The organism is Kribbella soli (assembly GCF_004331345.1).
GTDB classification, from domain to species: domain Bacteria; phylum Actinomycetota; class Actinomycetes; order Propionibacteriales; family Kribbellaceae; genus Kribbella; species Kribbella soli.
Map to the genome: position 1 here is coordinate 1,119,244 of NZ_SJJZ01000002.1, position 16,175 is coordinate 1,135,418.

The window sequence follows — 16,175 nt, forward strand, 5'->3', positions numbered from 1 at the left end:
GCATGATCGTCGGGTAGTGAAGTTGTGGTCACTGACGGTGAAATCGTTGGGCTAATGTGTAAATTCCGTAACGAGGAGACTCCCGGAAAGCACTCTCCTCACGTAATCTGCCCAACCATGCACAGAGGCGAGCGGCGGGCCAAGCGGCCCAATGTCGTGTGGTCAGTGTTCGTGTTCCTCGCGGTCAGCGCGCTGGCTGGAGCGCTGACCGCCGGTCTGGCCCTACCCTTCGCCGGTCTGGCCGGGGTGACCACGGCCAAGGCACACGACACGGTGCAGTTCCTGCCCCAGGACCTGCAGACGGCGCCGCTGGCGCAGAAGTCGATCATCCAGGCCGCGGACGGCAAGGTCATCGCGACGCTGTACCAGCAGAACCGGACCCCGGTCCCGCTGAAGGCGATCAGCCCGGTGATGCTGAAGGCGATCGTCGCGATCGAGGACGACCGGTTCTACGAGCACGGGGCACTGGACTTCAAGGGCACCCTGCGCGCGCTGCTGCGCAACCAGTCGTCCGGCGGGGTCTCGCAGGGCGGCTCGAGCATCACCCAGCAGTACGTGAAGCTGAGCCTGATCAACAAGGCCCGCACGCCGGAGGAGGTCAAGGACGCCACCGCCGAGACCTACGAGCGGAAGATCGCCGAGCTGCGCTACGCGATCGCGGTCGAGAAGGAGATCCCGAAGACCGAGATCCTGAACCGCTACCTGAACCTGGCCTTCTTCGGTGACCGTTCGTACGGCGTCGAGGCCGCGGCGATGCACTACTTCGGCGTCCACGCCGCGAAGCTGAACCTGCCGCAGGCCGCGATGCTGGCCGGCCTGGTGAAGAACCCGACCGGGTACGACCCGATCGACAGCCCGGTGCGCGCCAAGGCCCGGCGCGACGTCGTCCTGCGCCGGATGCACGAGCTGAACATCATCACCGCCAAGCAGTCCCAGGACGCGATCAAGACCCCGGTGATCGACCCCAAGAAGGTCCGCGTCATCCCGAGCGGCTGCGCGAACTCGACGTACCCCTTCTTCTGCGAGTACGTCGTCTCCAAGCTCAAGGCGAACAACGCGTTCGGGAAGACGCCGGAGGAACGCGAGAACTACATCGAGACCGCCGGCCTGGTGATCAAGACCTCGCTGGACCGCAAGATGCAGACCGCCGCTGATCTCGCCGTCGCGAAGCACTCGAAGGCGACCGACGATGTGGTCGCGGCGGTCACGCTGGTGGAGCCGGGCACCGGCCTGGTGAAGGCGATGGCGCAGAGCCGCCCGTACGGCGCGAAGAAGGGACAGACGGCGTACAACTACAACGTCGAGAAGTCCTACGCCGGCGGGTTCGGCGGGTTCCAGAACGGGTCGACGATGAAGGCGTTCACGATCGCCGCCGCGATCGGCAAGGGCGTGCCGACGACGTACCGGATCCGGTCGCCGCAGACGATCAGCCTCAGCGGCCAGAACTTCAGCACCTGCAACGGCCCGATTTCGGACGACTCGTACAACCCGAAGAACTCGACGACGACAGTCCTCGACCCGTCGATGGTCGACGCGGCCCGCGCCTCGACCAACACGTACTTCCTGCAGTTGTCGCAGCAGATCGGTCTGTGCCCGATCACGACCATCGCGTCCAAGCTGGGCATGTACGACGCGCAGACCCTGAAGCCGCTGAAACAGGTGGTCTCGTTCACCCTCGGTTCGGCGGGTCTGATCTCGCCGCTGATGCTGTCCAACGCGTACGCGACGTTCGCCGCCCGCGGCATGTACTGCAACCCGCAGATCGTCACGTCGATCACCTCGCTGAAGACCGGCAAGGCGATCCCGACGCCCGGCCCGAACTGTCACCGGGTGCTGTCGCCGGGCGTCGCGGACGGCGTCAACTACGTTCTGCAGCAGGTGATGGCGAAGGGCGGGACCGGCGCCAAGGTGAAGTTCGGCACCAGCGACCTGGCCGGCAAGACCGGTACCACGGACGAGAACAAGGCGGTCTGGTTCTCCGGCTATACGTCGAAGCTCGCGGCGGCTTCGGTGGTCGCCGACGCCGACCCGCCGGCGCACAACCTGATCAACCAGGTCTTCAACGGCAAGAAGCTCAGGGACGCCTCGGGTTCCGGCACCGCCGGCCCGATCTGGGAGGCCGCGCTGCAGGGTGCGTTGCAGGGGCTGCCGACCACGAAGTTCGTGAAGCCGGACGACATCATCATCCGCGGCAACGTGAAGGACCTGCCCTACCTGAAGGGCATGACGCCCGCGGACGCGGCCGCGAAGCTGCTGTCGATGGGCTTCAAGGTCCAGATGAGTCACGGCCCGCAGGTCGACTCGGATGCGCCGCTCGGCACGGTCGCCTGGACGAACCCGCGGCAGGAGGACGGCGCACCCGAAGGCGCGATGGTCCTGCTGTACATCTCCAACGGCAGCAAGGCCCAGCCACCGACGCCGCCGGTCACCCCGCCGACCCCACCCGTGACCCCGCCGACCATCAAGCCGCCACCCGGCTTCCCGACCTGCCCACCCTGGGACCCGCGCTACCCCAGGTGCAAACGCGGCTGACCCGCCCCGAAAGGCCGGTCGGGTGATCACTAGGCTGGGGGTCAACACCTAGTACTTGGGAAAGGACTCCCCCCGTGAGTGTCGATGAGCTGGTTGGTCAGGTTGAGCGTGCGCGTTCGGACTATGAGGCGCTGGTGGCCAAGGGGCTCAAGCTGGATCTGACGCGGGGGAAGCCGTCGCCCAAGCAGTTGGATGCGGCGAACGGCGTGCTCGGGCTGAGCGGTGACCCGGTGTCCGCGGACGGGACGGACCTGCGGAACTACGGCGGGCTCAACGGGCTGCCGGAGGTACGGGCGATCTTCGCCGCGGACCTGCAGGTGCCGGTCGAGCAGCTGCTCGCGGCCGGGAACTCGAGCCTCGAGCTGATGCACGACGCGGTCGTGTACGCGCTGCTCGGCAAGGTGCCGGGCGCCGAGCAGCGGTGGGCCGACGTCGAGGGGCTGGCGTTCCTCTGCCCGGTCCCGGGGTACGACCGGCACTTCGGGATCTGCGAGCGATACGGGATCAAGATGATCCCGGTGCCGATGACGCCCGAGGGCCCGGATATGGACGTCGTCGAGCGGCTGGTCGCCGAGGACGCCGCGATCAAGGGCATCTGGTGCGTGCCGAAGTACAGCAACCCGGACGGCACGGTGTACTCCGACGAGACCGTCCGGCGGCTCGCCGCGATGGAGACCGCGGCGCCGGACTTCCGGATCTTCTGGGACAACGCGTACGCCGTGCACCACCTGACCGACTCCCCCGCGCAGCTCGCCGACGTGCTCGCGCTGTGCGCCGAGAACGGGAACCCGGACCGGGCGTTCGTGTTCGGGTCGAGCTCGAAGATCACCTTCGCCGGCGCCGGCGTCGCGTTCTTCGGGTCCTCACCGGCGAACATCAAGTGGTGGCTGAGCCACACGGTCAAGCGGAGCATCGGGCCGGACAAGATCAACCAGCTCCGGCACGTGCAGTTCCTCCGCGACGCCGACGGCCTGCACGAGCACATGCGCACGCTGGCCGCGCTGATCCGGCCGAAGTTCGACGCGGTCGACAAGATCCTCACCGCCGAGCTCGGCGGCACCGGCCTCGCATCCTGGACGGCACCGGCCGGAGGCTACTTCGTCAGCCTGCAGGTCCCCGAGGGGTGCGCCCGCGAGGTGGTCGCCAAGGCGAAGGCGGCCGGGATCGCGATCACTCCGGCCGGCGCCACGCACCCGTACGGCGACGACCCGACCGACCAGGTCATCCGGATCGCCCCGACGTTCCCGGAGCTGCCCGAGGTCGAGGCGGCGATCACCGGTCTCGCCACCTGCGTCCGGCTGGTCGCGAGCGAGAAGCTGCTCGCCGATCAGGCGTGAGGTAGTTCGAAGAGCAGGCAGTTGGACGTTGCGTGGGCGAGGAGTTTGCCGCGTTCGTCGTACAGGTGGGCCTCCGCGACCGCCGTACGACGACCGCGGCTGATGATCCCGCCCTCGCAGCGCAGCAGGCCCGAGTCGATCGTGACCGGCTTGATGAAGCGGGTCATCAGGTCGAGTGACGTGTAGCCGACGCCGGCCGGCAGCGTCGAGTGGACGGTGCAGCCGGCGGCGGTGTCGAGCAGCGTCGCGATGACGCCGCCGTGCACCGTGCCGAGCGGGTTGTAGTGGAACTCGGCCACCGGCATCAGCACCGTGACCTTGCCTTCCTCGACCTCGATCTCGGTCCCGCCGACCAGGTGCAGGATCGGCGGCGCCGGGAGCTCCCCGTCGCGCATCGCCTGCAGCATCTCCAGCCCCGACGAGCGGCCGACCCGGGCCGCGGTCTCGGCCGGATCCGCCCAGGAGAACGTCCGGCTCCGGGTCGCCTGCTCAGTCTCCGTCATGGACCGAGCCTCACACCGCCCACCTGGGTCTGTCAACGAGACTTAGCACTCAGTGCGAGGTGTGCAACGGCCTCCGCGGGACGCCGTACCGCGTCCGGGACCGGGGGCGCGGAGGCGGACAAACGTATGAAATACAAGGGATTCGGAGGGTAGGGGTTTCTCTTCGCAGCAGGGTGGCTAGGGTGCTGCTGGGAGGATGGAAGTGAGGCAGTTCAATACGCCGCCGGATTGGCCCGACCCGCCGACGCCGGACTGGCGACCACCGCGACGGTGGCAGCCACCGAAGTCGTGGCCGGCCGCACCGGATGGATGGACGTTCTGGGTCGACAAGCACGGACGACCGGTTCGCGGACCGATCGGGAGGTACGGCGGACCGCGTCCGCTGGCGGCCGCGGCGATCATCGCGATCCCCGTGACGTTGATGGTGCTCGTGTTGCTGAGCCCGTTCGGCGGCAGCGGAGATTCCACGAGTACGGCGCCGGTGTTCGGGCCGAGCGCGCCCGCGACGACACCGGTGCCACAGGCCCCGACCCGTAGCACCGAGCAGCCGGCACGGGTCGTCGCCACTACGCCAACACCGACCTCCACACCGACACTGACGCCCACCGAGTCGCCGACGCCGTCCGAGGCGACCACCACGGCACCGACCACACCGACTCCGACACCCACCGTCGTACCGACACCGACCTCGACACCCACGACGGTCGTGTTCCGGAGCTGTGCGGAGGCTCGCGCGGCGGGCAAGGCGCCGCTGCACCGAGGGGATCCGGGCTACTCGGCGGCGCTCGACCGCAACGGTGACGGCGTGGCCTGCGACCGCGGCAACTCCTGACGGTCGTTCAGGGGCGCACCACGAAGGGCCGGAACGCCGCCTGGACCTGCGCGTCGCTCGGGGTCACGCTCTCTACGTCCGTACTGCTGGAGCTCAGGCGGTACGGGCAGGCCTCCCCCGACATCTGCACGGTGGCGGACGCCACCAGCCGCCCGGTTCGCAGCTCGTACACCTTGGTCGGGACCGTCACCTTGCGGAACGTCACGTACGTGACCTCGCCGCCGTACGGATTCGTCTCCGGTACGTACGGGCAGGTCTGCACCGCCGCGCCCATCCCCGGCGTGTCGGTGCACACGATGATGGTCGCCCGGTACGGATCGTCGATCGACCACGCGGCCGGCAACTGGTCGGCGTACTGCGAGCCGTCGCCGAGGAAGACCGCCGGGTTGAAGCCGCGGTGGTATGGCTTCGCGCCGCTGTACTTCGCGGGACTCGAGCAGTACGCCCCGTCCAGCAGCAGGCTCCGGACGTTGTCCAGCTCGATCGCCAGCGTGGCCTTCACGAGTCCGGCCCGTGCCCGCGCCGTCTGCTTGGCCTTGGGGTACGTCGCGATGAGCCGCTGGTACGTCGCGCGCGCGGTCACCCAGTTCTCGCGGGACGCGTAGCCGTCGGCGCAGGCCAGCAGGGCGTTCGGCTCGATCCGGGGTACGACGGCATTGGCGCGATCGAGCAAGGTGCTGGACAGCTTGCGCGTGCGCAACCAGGCGGTCATCGTGATCTGCGCACACGGCTCCATCGCCTGCAGGTCCTTGACGAACCGATCCATGACGACTCCTGCGGTCGCCTGCTGCCGCGGGTCGGAGGCGATCGGGCCGAGGATGTCGTAGCCCTGCCTGAGGGACGACACGTCGGTCAGTCCCGCGGCTGCCGAGAGGTGCCCCCTCGCTGTGTCCAGCCTGCCGCAGGTCTCTACGTCGCCGTCACCGCGGTCCATGTCCTTCCCGGAGACGAGACGGTCGCCGAACCAGACCTCGCCCTGTGCCTGCACGACCTTCGCGCAGTCGCCGGCCCGCCGCGCTGCGGTCACCCGGTCGGCGACATCGGCGGCATCGCGCTTGAGCACGACGCCCGACGCCACGACCGCGAGCGTGATCACAGCAGCGACGATCCGCTTCGGAATACTGGCTGTCCGCTCCGGTGCCCGGGTCGCCAGGAACAGGCCGTGCAGCACCTGCAGCAGTCCCCACGCGATCAGGCCGAACTGGTACGCCGCGTCCTTGCGCTGGTACATGAGGACGAGGAGTACCGCCGTACCGGCGAGGCCGAGGATGCCGAAGAACCAGCGGCGGATCAGGAAGTAGCCGAGGCCGAGCAACGAAGCGTTGCCCAGGGCAACGGCCAGTGGATCGTGCGGCCGGAGCCGCTTCGGCGGTCGTCCCGGGTACGGCGTGCCCTGCGGGGGCGGGGGCGGCACTTGCTCGTAGGTCATCTGTATCGCTCTCAGTCACGAAGTGTCACCACCCACTGTGACGTCGTCCACCCCCACCCGCAGCGCGCTGACCGGTTCCTGTCATCCGAGCCGGATGGACTTCTTGTTCATGAATTCCTCGATGCCGGCCGGGCCGAGTTCGCGCCCGAGGCCGGAGCGTTTGATACCGCCGAACGGGAGGTCGGCCTGGGAGCCCCCGGCGCGGTTCAGGTACACCATGCCCGCGTCGATGCGGTCGGCGACGCGGCGGTTGCGGACGGGGTCGGTGCCCCACACCGACGCGCCGAGGCCGAACGGGGTGTCGTTGGCGAGCCGGACCGCGTCGTCCTCGTCCGCAGCTTCGAACACGATCACGACCGGCCCGAAGATCTCTTCGTAGTACGCGTCCATCTCCGGCGTGACGTCGGTGAGGACGGTCGCCTCGAGGTACGCGCCGGGCGTGATCCGGCGACCGCCGGCACGCAGCGTCGCGCCTTGTTCGACCGCCTTCGCGACCTGGGCGGCGACCTCGTCCGCGGCGGCGGCCGAGGCGAGCGGCGGGAGCTTCGTCGCGGGATCGGCCGGGTCGCCGGGAACGTAGTACTCCGTGACCCGCTTGGTCAGCCGGTCGACGTACTCGTCGTACAGGCCGGCCAGGACGATCATCCGCTTCGGGGCGTTGCAGGACTGGCCGCAGTTGCGCATCCGCGCGGTCGCGGTGGCGTTGACGGTCTCGTCCAGGTCGTCGGTGTCGAGGATGATCAGTGGGTCGGAGCCGCCGAGTTCGAGCACGGTCTTCTTCAGGTTCTTCCCGGCCTCGGCGGCGACCGAGATACCGGCCTGCTCGCTGCCGGTCAGCGAGACGCCGGCGATCCGCGGGTCGGCGAGGATCGCCGGGATCTGCCGGCTCGACGCGTACGTGTTCACGTAGACGCCTTCCGGTACGCCGGCCGCGTGCAGGATCTCCTCGATCGCGCGCGCCGACCGCGGGCAGATCGAGGCGTGCTTGAGCAGGATCGTGTTCCCGAGGACCAGGTTCGGCGCGACGAAGCGGGCGACCTGGTAGCACGGAAAGTTCCACGGCATGATCCCCAGCAACGCGCCGATCGGCCCTTTGGTGATGACCGCCTTCCCGTCCCTGAGGTCGATCGGTTCGTCGGCGAGCAACGCCGGTCCGTGCTCCGCGTAGTACCGGAAGATGTCGACCACGATCCCGACCTCGCCCCGGCCCTCGTTGACCCGCTTCCCCATCTCGAGCGTCATGATCGCGGCCAGCTCGTCGGCCCGCTCCGCGAACAGGTCCGCCGCCCGCGCCACGATCGCCGCCCGCTCCCCCACGGTCCGCTGCCGCCAGTCCGGGTACGCCGCATGCACCCGCCCGATCGCCGCGCGCACCTCCTCCTCCGTCGAGTTCGCCACTTCCTCCACCAACACCCCACACGCCGGATCGGTCACTGAGTACATCGGCTACCTCCATCCAGAACCGTCAATCACCATACTGTATACAGCATCCCCCACGCCTGTCGCCGAGCAACTTTGGGAACCCACCAACCGTTTCGAGCGCCCCGGAATGGTTGGTGGGGGCTCAAAGACGTCCTGGGCAGCGCGCCGTGTGCGGTTGTGACATTTGCGTCATGGGGGCATGCTCATGGCTGGTCCCGTTGTCCCGCCCTCTTTGATCGGATGCCCGCCCGTGTCTGAGCAACGGAAGTTTCGTCGTGTTGTGCGGCTGGTCGCAGTGCTGGCCGTTGTTTCGGTGCCGTCGATGGCACTCGCCGCGCCGAGTGCTCCCCCGGACCCCGTGAACGCCTGGCAGTACCCGCACTGGCCGCAGAAGCAGCCCTGGCAGGAGTCGGGGCCGGACACCCGGGTCGCGAAGACCCTGTCGAGCGGGCTGCCGGGCCCGATCGACCCGCAGAACTGGGAGAACCCGGACCACATGACGTGGGACGACTACGTCAAGCCGCCTGGGACCAGCTGGGCGGATCCCGCGGTGAAGGGGTCCGAGCGGACCTTCAAGGGTGCGCTCGTGCTGCTCGACTACCCGAACCAGGACTTCGTCATCACCAAGCCCAAGGGCTCGACGGCGTTCGGCAACCCGAGTGCCGCAGCGAACGGCGTACCGCGGGATCAGACCGCGCAGTTCTACAAGAACTTCCTGAACACCCCGGAGCCGCTGAACCACGGTCACACGCTGCACGAGTACTGGATGGAGGACTCCGGCGGCCGGTACGGCGTCGACCTCACCGCGTTCGGGCCGTACCGGATGCCGGGCAAATCGCACGAGTACGCGATGGAGTTCCAGAGCGACGAGGACTGCCCCGCCGGTGACGACTGCTCGCGGAACATCCGCACCGACGGCCAGGCGGCCTGGGTTGCCGACCAAGGTCCCGACGTACCGGCCGGGTACGACTTCGTGTTCTTCCTCAGCGCCGGCCAGGACGAGTCGTCGACCTGGCAGGAGTTCGGGATGATGAAGTTCCCGACCAAGGAGGACGTCACCGAGGAGTTCGGTGGGCCGGATCCCGCGCAGCGCAACTGGTCCGAGACCCGGTACGTCGACTGGACGTCATGGGCGGCCGGCTCGTCGATCTGGCCGAACGCCGGCGGCGGCTCGTCCACGCAGGCGGAGAGCTCCGGGATGGCGGTGTTCGCGCACGAGTTCAGCCACATCCTCGGCATCGGCGACAACTACAACAACCCGTACGGCGTACCGCCGAGACGCGCGTACACGGGCATCTGGGAGATGCTCAGCCGGGGCAGCTTCAACGGCCCGGGCGGCCCGCACAGCCGCTGGATGATCCCGGCGACCGGTGGTGCGTCGATGGGCGCGCAACACATGCTGCGCAACAAGATCAAGCTGGAGATGGTCGACGAGCAGAACGTGCTCAGACTCTCCCGCGAGGCACTCGCGACCTCGGGTGTGGTGATCGCGAACGTCAAGGCCCGCAGCGTGAACCCGGGCGCCAACGACCTGTCCGGCGTCAACATCGAACTCGGCGGCGCCGGTGATCTCGACGCGCCGTGCGACGCGACGAAGGATCCGATGTGCGACGGCCGCGGGTACCAGAACTACACGATCGAGGTCGTGGACCGGATGGGCACCGACTCGTTCACGCCCGATTCCGGCGTACTGGTCGCGAAGACCAAGAACCAGGACCGCGCGCCGTTCGAGTGGGTGGTCGACGCGAACCCGCAGGACATCAACCTGACCGACTACGTGCTGCCCGACGGCACGAAGGTTCCGATCACGATCGGCGACTACCGGCAGTTGTCCGACGCACTGTTCCACGCCGGCACGAACTCCGGCAGCGAGTACGAGTACACCGACGCCGCGAACCGCCTGCACTTCTACATCACCAACGTGCACCGCAACGCGAAGGGCGAGCTCTCGTACACGGTCGCGATCCGCTCGCTCGACGGCGCCGGCGCGCAGAAACGCGGCGTACGGCTGCTGCCGACGGTCGCGAAGCCGGACCGCAGCGGCGTCCAGACCTGCAACTTCAGCCTTACCAACACGGGCAAGGCGGGTACGACGTCCACGCAGCCCGAGGACGTCACGCAGTACGTGAAGGGCGACGTCTACCGGCTGTCCGCGAAGAGCAACGGCTGGCCGATCGCCCTGCCCAACGCGCTCGCCACCGCGAACGCGGGCCAGCAGGTCACGGTCCCCGTCTACACGAAGGCCGGCACCAGCCCGCTCGCCAAGATCACCCTCACCGCCACCTCCGAAAGCGACCCCACCAAGTCATCCACCGCCACCTGCATCGCCGTCAAGCACTGAGCCGTCAAGCACTGAGCCGTCAAGCACTGACAGCAGCGCGCCGGGCGTCCAGCCGAGCTGGACACCCGGTGCGTCATGCAGGTAGTCCACGACCTGCTGGATGTTCCAGCCGTGCGCCTCGATCAGGCCGGTCGCGATCCAGTGCAGGTACGGCGCTGTGGGCGCGACCGGGGTGAGGTCGGCGATCGTTCCGTGGGTCACCGTGAACATCGGCATGCCGTCCAACTCTCCCAGCCGAACCACCGTCTCGTAGCGGCCCGGCCCCATCGTGTGGATGGCGTCCACAGCGGGGAGGAGTGCGGCCACCTCGAGGGCGAACGGGCTGCCTGGGGCGCGCCACATCTCCTGGGCTACCACGTCACCCAGTTGGTCAGCGGTGAGGAGGTAGGCGCGGCCGGCCAGCTGCGTGGACGCAGACGGGTTGTAGAAGGCCGACCCGCCACCCCAGACCTTGGACGCGCCGGCGAAAACCAGTCCGCCGGGGACGGTGACGCCGACGGACTGGCGCGGTGGGTCCTGGTTGCGACAACCCGAGTACACCCTTGCGCCACCGTGCGGGCGACCGCCGGCGAGGTAGCACGTGAAGCGTTCGAGGGCGAGGTTGGACCCGTAGGCGACGTACCAGACGCGTTCCATCAGGCCCCTTCCGGGAGCGGGCTGATTGCCGTTAGCAACGAACCAGCTCGGTGACTTACCCAGTTATCATCGCACCGGTACGCACGCCTGGCGATCTGTGGATAACTCTGGATCGCTGGATTCCCTTGAAAACAAGGGCATCTGGCTTTGAAAACTGTCGGAGGGGGTGTCTACGCTGTGGGTATGGAGATTCTCGGGGAGCGACCGGTGTGGTCGATGAGCGGCGGCGAGATGGTGTCGGCTCTGGATGCCACGTATGCCGAGATCGCTCGTCTGAAGACCTACGCCTTGCAGCTCACCGCCGGCCTCGAGACGATCGGATACGCCAAGGAAGTCGGGGCCGGCACCACCGCGAGGTTCCTGACCCTCCGCTACCGCGTCGACGCCACCGAGGCCCGCCGCGACGTACACCTGGCGAACGCTCTGCCGAAGTACCCCGCTGTCGCGGCCGCGCTCCCCGATCCCAATCCCGACCATGCTCCGGAGACGGCAGGCGACGAGGGCGGTGCGGGTTCTGGGGTGCTGGTGCATCCAGCGCAGGCCGAGGCGATCGTGTCCGCACTGGACAGACTGCCGAACACGGTGCCGGCCGAGGATCTGCGCGTCGCCGAGCAGGAAATGGTGGAGCTGGCGCGCACGCACGGCCCGCTCGACCTGCGCAAGGCCGGCGTACAGGTCCGCAACCGGCTCGACACCGACGGCCCCGAACCCGCCGAGCAGCAGGCCTACGACCGCGAGACGCTGAAGTTGAAGAACGCCGACAACGGCGTCGCGTTCAGCGGGTTCCTGGCCAACGAGAACGCCGAACTGTTCCGGACCCTGATCCACACCCACGCCAAACCACGCAAAACAGTCGACGGCGCCCTCGACCCCCGCACCCGCGACAAGCGCCAGGCCGACGCCCTCATCACAGTCCTCAATGCCGCCAACACGTCTGGGCACGGTTCGACGCCGCACATCACCGTCACTATCGACTTCAACGACCTCAAGGCCGCGACCGCGGACGCGACCGGGCAGCTGATCTACGGCGAAGCACTGTCCGCGGCCACCATCCGCCGACTCGCCTGCGACGCGCACATCCTGCCCGTCGTCATCGGCTCGGACTCGCAGCCCCTCGACCTCGGCACCACCGTTCGCCTCGCCACCGGCCCCATGCGCAAAGCCCTGATTGCCCGCGACAAAGGCTGCGTGTGCTGCGGAGCCCCGCCGATCTACTGCGACGCCCACCACGTGATCTCGTGGATCGACGGCGGTGAAACGAAGATCGAGAACCTTGTGCTCCTGTGCAAACGGTGCCACCGCGACCTGCATGCCGGCCACTGGAACATCCACATCGCCAACGGCATCGTCGACGTCGCCCGCCCCACCTGGGCAACCCCGGACCCGGTCCCCCGCGGCAGATACCGCCCACCAACAACCACGCGCGGCTCAAGCAGACCTGACGCGACCAGTGCCGGAGCACCCGCGCGCGCCTGGCCCAGAGACACCGATCCACCCTGGATCACAGCCGAGGAAACCGCACACCTCAACCCCTGGGGCGACGCGCAGGACAGCGGCCGCGCGCCGGACCCTTGGAGTGCCTCGGGCCCGGACCGCGGCGACAACGCTGCGGCGTAGGCGACGTACGCGCATCTGACGCAGCCATCTACCCTCGCGCCGGCCTATCGTTCGAGCTGTCTGCGGAGACTCCCACGGCCGAGGGTTGCCGGCGCTAGCATGAAAAGCATGCCTCTGCTCGTAGATCCGGCCTTGCCTCAAGGAACGCTGCGGGATGTCGCGCAGCCGCGTCTGGCAGCCGACGGACTGACGCTGCGGCCCTGGCGGAGGAGCGACGCCGCAACGGTGCGGACTGCATTTGCCTGTCCCGATATCCAGCACTGGCACGTTCGGCGGCTCGACACTCTCGATGAGGCAGGTGAGTGGGTCACCGGGTGGGTTGACCGCTGGGACAGCGAGACAGCGGCAAGCTGGGCGGCTGTCGATGGAGACGACCAGCCGCTCGGCCAGGTCGGACTGCGCGACATCTCTCTGGCCGAGGGGTCAGCCTCACTGTCCTACTGGGTGACCCCGGCGGCCCGGGGCCGAGCCGTCGCCGCGCGATCAGTGGACGCTCTGTCCGCCTGGGCGTTCGGGCTGATCGGTTTCAACCGGCTGAACATCCACCACTCCACCGCCAATACCGGGTCATGCCGGGTCGCCGAGCGCACCGGCTACCGGCTCGAGGGGACGCTGCGGCAGGCGGTCAAGCACGCCGACGGCTGGCACGACTGGCACGTCCACGGCCGCCTGCGCACCGACACCTGACCCAGCCGCCGGCGGCCCCGCTTCGGCAAAGAGCCACCAGGTCGTGCTCGGAATAGTTTGGAAGTCACCTGGGGTGGACAGGAGAGTTCATCTTCCGTCGGTTAATCGTTCAGATTAGGGTGCCTGCGACGCAGTGCTGGTGTTTCAGACTCCATCCGCCCCACCGCCCGTCAGGAGGCTTTGCATGCCAGATATCAATCGCCGTAGGTTCCTGCAGCTGGCCGGAGCGTCGGCCGCGTTCGCCGCGATGGCGAACAGCATCGAGCAGGCCGCCGCGATCCCCGCGCACCGCCGGTTCGGCAGTATCCAGGACGTCGAGCACATCGTCGTACTGATGCAGGAGAACCGGTCGTTCGACCACTACTTCGGCAGCCTGAACGGCGTCCGCGGGTTCGGTGACCCGCGCCCGGTGACGCTGCCCAGTGGACAGTCGGTGTGGCACCAGAAGAGTGCCCTCGGCAAGGAGATCCTGCCGTTCCGGCCGGAGGCCGACAACCTCGGGATGCAGTTCATCCAGGACCTCGCGCACAGCTGGTCCGATGCGCACCTGGCGGTGAACAACGGCAAGTACGACCAGTGGATCCCGGCGAAGACGTCGACCACGATGGCGTACCTGACCCGCGAGGACATCCCGTTCCACTACGCGCTCGCGGACAAGTTCACGCTGTGCGACGCGTACCACTGCTCGTTCATGGGCTCCACCGACCCGAACCGGTACTACATGTGGACCGGCTACACGGGTAACGACGGCACCGGCGACGGCCCGGTCCTCGGCAACGACGAGGCCGGCTACGGCTGGGCGACGTACCCGGAACGGCTCGAGCAGGCCGGCGTCTCGTGGAAGATCTACCAGGACATCGGTGACGGCCTCGACGGCGACCACGGGTGGGGCTGGATCGACGACGCGTACCGCGGCAACTACGGCGACAACTCGCTGCTGTACTTCAACAACTACCGCAACGCGCAGCCCGGGAGCCCGTTGTACGACAAGGCCCGCACCGGCACGAACGCGAAGGCCGGCGAGAGCCTGTTCGCACAGCTCACCGCCGATGTGCAGAACAACCGGCTGCCGAAGATCTCCTGGATCGCGGCGCCGGAGGCGTTCACCGAGCACCCGAACTGGCCGGCCAACTACGGCGCCTGGTACATCTCCCAGGTCCTCGACGCGCTCACGGCGAACCCCGAGGTGTGGAGCAAGACCGCGCTGTTCATCACGTACGACGAGAACGACGGCTTCTTCGACCACGTCGTACCGCCGTACCCGCCGATGTCCGCATCACAGGGCCTGTCGACCGTCAACCCGGGTCCCGATCTGTACACCGGGTCGAAGGCCGCGCACGGCGCCTACGGTCTCGGTCAGCGGGTGCCGATGCTCGTGGTGTCGCCGTGGAGCACCGGCGGCTACACCTGCTCCGAGGTGTTCGACCACACGTCGATCATCCGCTTCATGGAGTCCCGTTTCGGCGTCCACGAACCGAACATCTCGCCGTGGCGGCGGGCGATCTGCGGCGACCTGACATCGGCGTTCGACTTCGGTACGGCGGAGACGCGGCCGGCCACGCTCCCGGACACCAGCGCGTACGAGCCGCCGGACAACAAGCGGCACCCGGACTACGTGCCGACACCGCCCGCGGTCGGCAAGGTCCCGGCGCAGGAACGCGGCCGCCGCCGTACCCGGCCGTTGCCCTACGCACCGGTCGTCGACGGAGCCGTTGCCGACAGCAAGTACAGGCTGACCTTCAGCTCCGGGGCGCACGCGGGCGCCCAGTTCCTGATCACGTCCGCGAACCGTACCGACGGCCCGTGGACCTACACCACCGAGGCCGGCAAGACCGTCGCCGACAGCTGGAACCCGATCTACTCGGCCGGCGTCACCGACCTCACCGTCCACGGCCCGAACGGCTTCCTCCGCACCTTCAAGGGCAAGCCCGCGACCGGCCTGGAACTCGCCGCCCGCGAGAACGCCACCACCGGCAACGTCGACCTGACCCTGACGTCGGACACCGCCCGCCGCATCACGATCACCAACACGTACGCCGGCACCACCCAGAACCTCGACCTATCCAAGGGCACCACCACCCGCACCATCACCACGACAAGCGGCTGGTACGACGTCTCGATCACCACCGCCACCGACACGACGTACCTCCGCCGCCTGGCCGGCCACGTAGAAACCGGCACCCCCAGCCTGAGCGACCCAGCCATCAAGACCGTCTAGGTCAGCACCGCGAGTCCGGCGAGGGTCAGGTAGACGCCTCCGGTGGTCTGTTTGATCCTGCGCCGGGCTTGCGGGGACTGGTTGATCCTGGGCGCCAGGGTGCCGGCGATCGTCGCGTAGGTTGCGTCGCAGGCGACGGCCAGGAGGACGAAGCAGGCACCGAGGACGAGGATCTGCGTCGGTCCGGACCCCTCCGCCGGACGGACGAACTGTGGGAGGAAGGCCAGGAAGAACAGCACCGTCTTCGGGTTCAGCAGGTCGACGAGGATGCCGTCGCGGATCATCCGGAGACGGCTCCTCGGCACCGCGCGGTGCTTGGGCGCGCTGTCGTTCGGCGGTCGGAGCTCGCGCACCCCCATCACGAGCAGGTAGGCGGCCCCGACGTACCTGATCAGCCGGAACAGGTCAGGTGACGACGCGAGCACCGCGCCCAGCCCGGCGGCGGCCGCGACGACGTGGACGAGCGCGCCGAGTTCGAGGCCGAGCACCGACGCGAGGCCGGCGGCGCGCCCGTGGCGCAGGCTGCACGCCACCACATAGGCGACCGACGGCCCCGGTACGACGAGCACCACCAGTGCCGCCAGGCAGAAGGACAGGACTGTTGTCCCGCTTGGCATGATC

The 16,175-nt window shown here is 68.3% G+C and carries 12 protein-coding genes; 7 read left to right on the top strand and 5 right to left on the bottom strand.

From position 1 onward, the window contains the following. The first annotated feature begins 117 nt into the window (after positions 1-117). Positions 118-2,532, top strand: coding sequence for a transglycosylase domain-containing protein (locus E0H45_RS19430; RefSeq protein ID WP_131339185.1), 2,415 nt, complete (start codon positions 118-120; stop codon positions 2,530-2,532). Between the two features lie 74 nt (positions 2,533-2,606). Next, positions 2,607-3,869: an aspartate aminotransferase type Ic gene (locus tag E0H45_RS19435; RefSeq protein WP_131339187.1), complete on the top strand. Its 1,263-nt coding sequence runs from the start codon at positions 2,607-2,609 to the stop codon at positions 3,867-3,869. Here the strand turns inward: E0H45_RS19435 and E0H45_RS19440 are convergent. Continuing rightward, positions 3,860-4,372, bottom strand: a complete 513-nt coding sequence (locus E0H45_RS19440) for a PaaI family thioesterase (protein ID WP_131339189.1) — start codon at positions 4,370-4,372, stop codon at positions 3,860-3,862. The two genes, E0H45_RS19435 and E0H45_RS19440, sit on opposite strands and share 10 nt — an antisense overlap. A 202-nt stretch (positions 4,373-4,574) precedes the next feature. Between E0H45_RS19440 and E0H45_RS42915 the strand changes: the two genes are divergently transcribed. Then, entirely contained in the window at positions 4,575-5,204 is a 630-nt protein-coding gene (locus E0H45_RS42915; RefSeq protein WP_238155095.1) for an excalibur calcium-binding domain-containing protein, read from the top strand. Between the two features lie 7 nt (positions 5,205-5,211). Here the strand turns inward: E0H45_RS42915 and E0H45_RS19450 are convergent, their stop codons facing one another. After that, entirely contained in the window at positions 5,212-6,633 is a 1,422-nt protein-coding gene (locus tag E0H45_RS19450; protein ID WP_131339191.1) for a tetratricopeptide repeat protein, read from the bottom strand. Between the two features lie 81 nt (positions 6,634-6,714). Continuing rightward, positions 6,715-8,076 (bottom strand): NAD-dependent succinate-semialdehyde dehydrogenase, encoded by a 1,362-nt coding sequence (locus E0H45_RS19455; RefSeq protein WP_131339193.1) that lies wholly within the window; start codon positions 8,074-8,076, stop codon positions 6,715-6,717. A 259-nt stretch (positions 8,077-8,335) separates the two neighbouring features. On the opposite strand from E0H45_RS19455, the gene E0H45_RS19460 reads away from it, so the two are divergent. Then, entirely contained in the window at positions 8,336-10,396 is a 2,061-nt protein-coding gene (locus E0H45_RS19460; RefSeq protein WP_238155096.1) for a M6 family metalloprotease domain-containing protein, read from the top strand. Here the strand turns inward: E0H45_RS19460 and E0H45_RS19465 are convergent. Next, positions 10,361-11,032 (bottom strand): histone deacetylase, encoded by a 672-nt coding sequence (locus E0H45_RS19465; RefSeq protein WP_202872398.1) that lies wholly within the window; start codon positions 11,030-11,032, stop codon positions 10,361-10,363. The two genes, E0H45_RS19460 and E0H45_RS19465, sit on opposite strands and share 36 nt — an antisense overlap. A 183-nt stretch (positions 11,033-11,215) precedes the next feature. Here E0H45_RS19465 and E0H45_RS19470 point away from each other — a divergent pair, with 183 nt between their 5' ends. The 3 genes from E0H45_RS19470 (at position 11,216) to E0H45_RS19480 (ending at position 15,554) form a co-directional block, all read left to right on the top strand. Further along, positions 11,216-12,649, top strand: coding sequence for an HNH endonuclease signature motif containing protein (locus tag E0H45_RS19470; protein WP_238155097.1), 1,434 nt, complete (start codon positions 11,216-11,218; stop codon positions 12,647-12,649). Between the two features lie 108 nt (positions 12,650-12,757). Continuing rightward, positions 12,758-13,336: a GNAT family N-acetyltransferase gene (locus E0H45_RS19475; protein WP_131339199.1), complete on the top strand. Its 579-nt coding sequence runs from the start codon at positions 12,758-12,760 to the stop codon at positions 13,334-13,336. 184 nt (positions 13,337-13,520) lie between these two features. Beyond that, positions 13,521-15,554, top strand: a complete 2,034-nt coding sequence (locus tag E0H45_RS19480; protein WP_131339201.1) for a phosphocholine-specific phospholipase C — start codon at positions 13,521-13,523, stop codon at positions 15,552-15,554. Here the strand turns inward: E0H45_RS19480 and E0H45_RS19485 are convergent. Then, a complete protein-coding gene (locus E0H45_RS19485; protein WP_165546519.1) occupies positions 15,551-16,171 on the bottom strand; it encodes a LysE family translocator in 621 nt (206 codons plus the stop codon). The two genes, E0H45_RS19480 and E0H45_RS19485, sit on opposite strands and share 4 nt — an antisense overlap. Positions 16,172-16,175: the final 4 nt, after the last annotated feature.

What these genes read in the sequence shown, in the direction of transcription:
- E0H45_RS19430 (WP_131339185.1), top strand. Translation starts at nt 118, where the DNA reads ATGCACAGAGGCGAGCGGCGGGCCAAGCGGCCCAATGTCGTGTGGTCA.
- E0H45_RS19440 (WP_131339189.1), bottom strand. Translation starts at nt 4,372, where the DNA reads ATGACGGAGACTGAGCAGGCGACCCGGAGCCGGACGTTCTCCTGGGCG.
- E0H45_RS19450 (WP_131339191.1), bottom strand. Translation starts at nt 6,633, where the DNA reads ATGACCTACGAGCAAGTGCCGCCCCCGCCCCCGCAGGGCACGCCGTAC.
- E0H45_RS19455 (WP_131339193.1), bottom strand. Translation starts at nt 8,076, where the DNA reads ATGTACTCAGTGACCGATCCGGCGTGTGGGGTGTTGGTGGAGGAAGTG.
- E0H45_RS19465 (WP_202872398.1), bottom strand. Translation starts at nt 11,032, where the DNA reads ATGGAACGCGTCTGGTACGTCGCCTACGGGTCCAACCTCGCCCTCGAA.
- E0H45_RS19470 (WP_238155097.1), top strand. Translation starts at nt 11,216, where the DNA reads ATGGAGATTCTCGGGGAGCGACCGGTGTGGTCGATGAGCGGCGGCGAG.
- E0H45_RS19475 (WP_131339199.1), top strand. Translation starts at nt 12,758, where the DNA reads ATGCCTCTGCTCGTAGATCCGGCCTTGCCTCAAGGAACGCTGCGGGAT.
- E0H45_RS19480 (WP_131339201.1), top strand. Translation starts at nt 13,521, where the DNA reads ATGCCAGATATCAATCGCCGTAGGTTCCTGCAGCTGGCCGGAGCGTCG.
- E0H45_RS19485 (WP_165546519.1), bottom strand. Translation starts at nt 16,171, where the DNA reads ATGCCAAGCGGGACAACAGTCCTGTCCTTCTGCCTGGCGGCACTGGTG.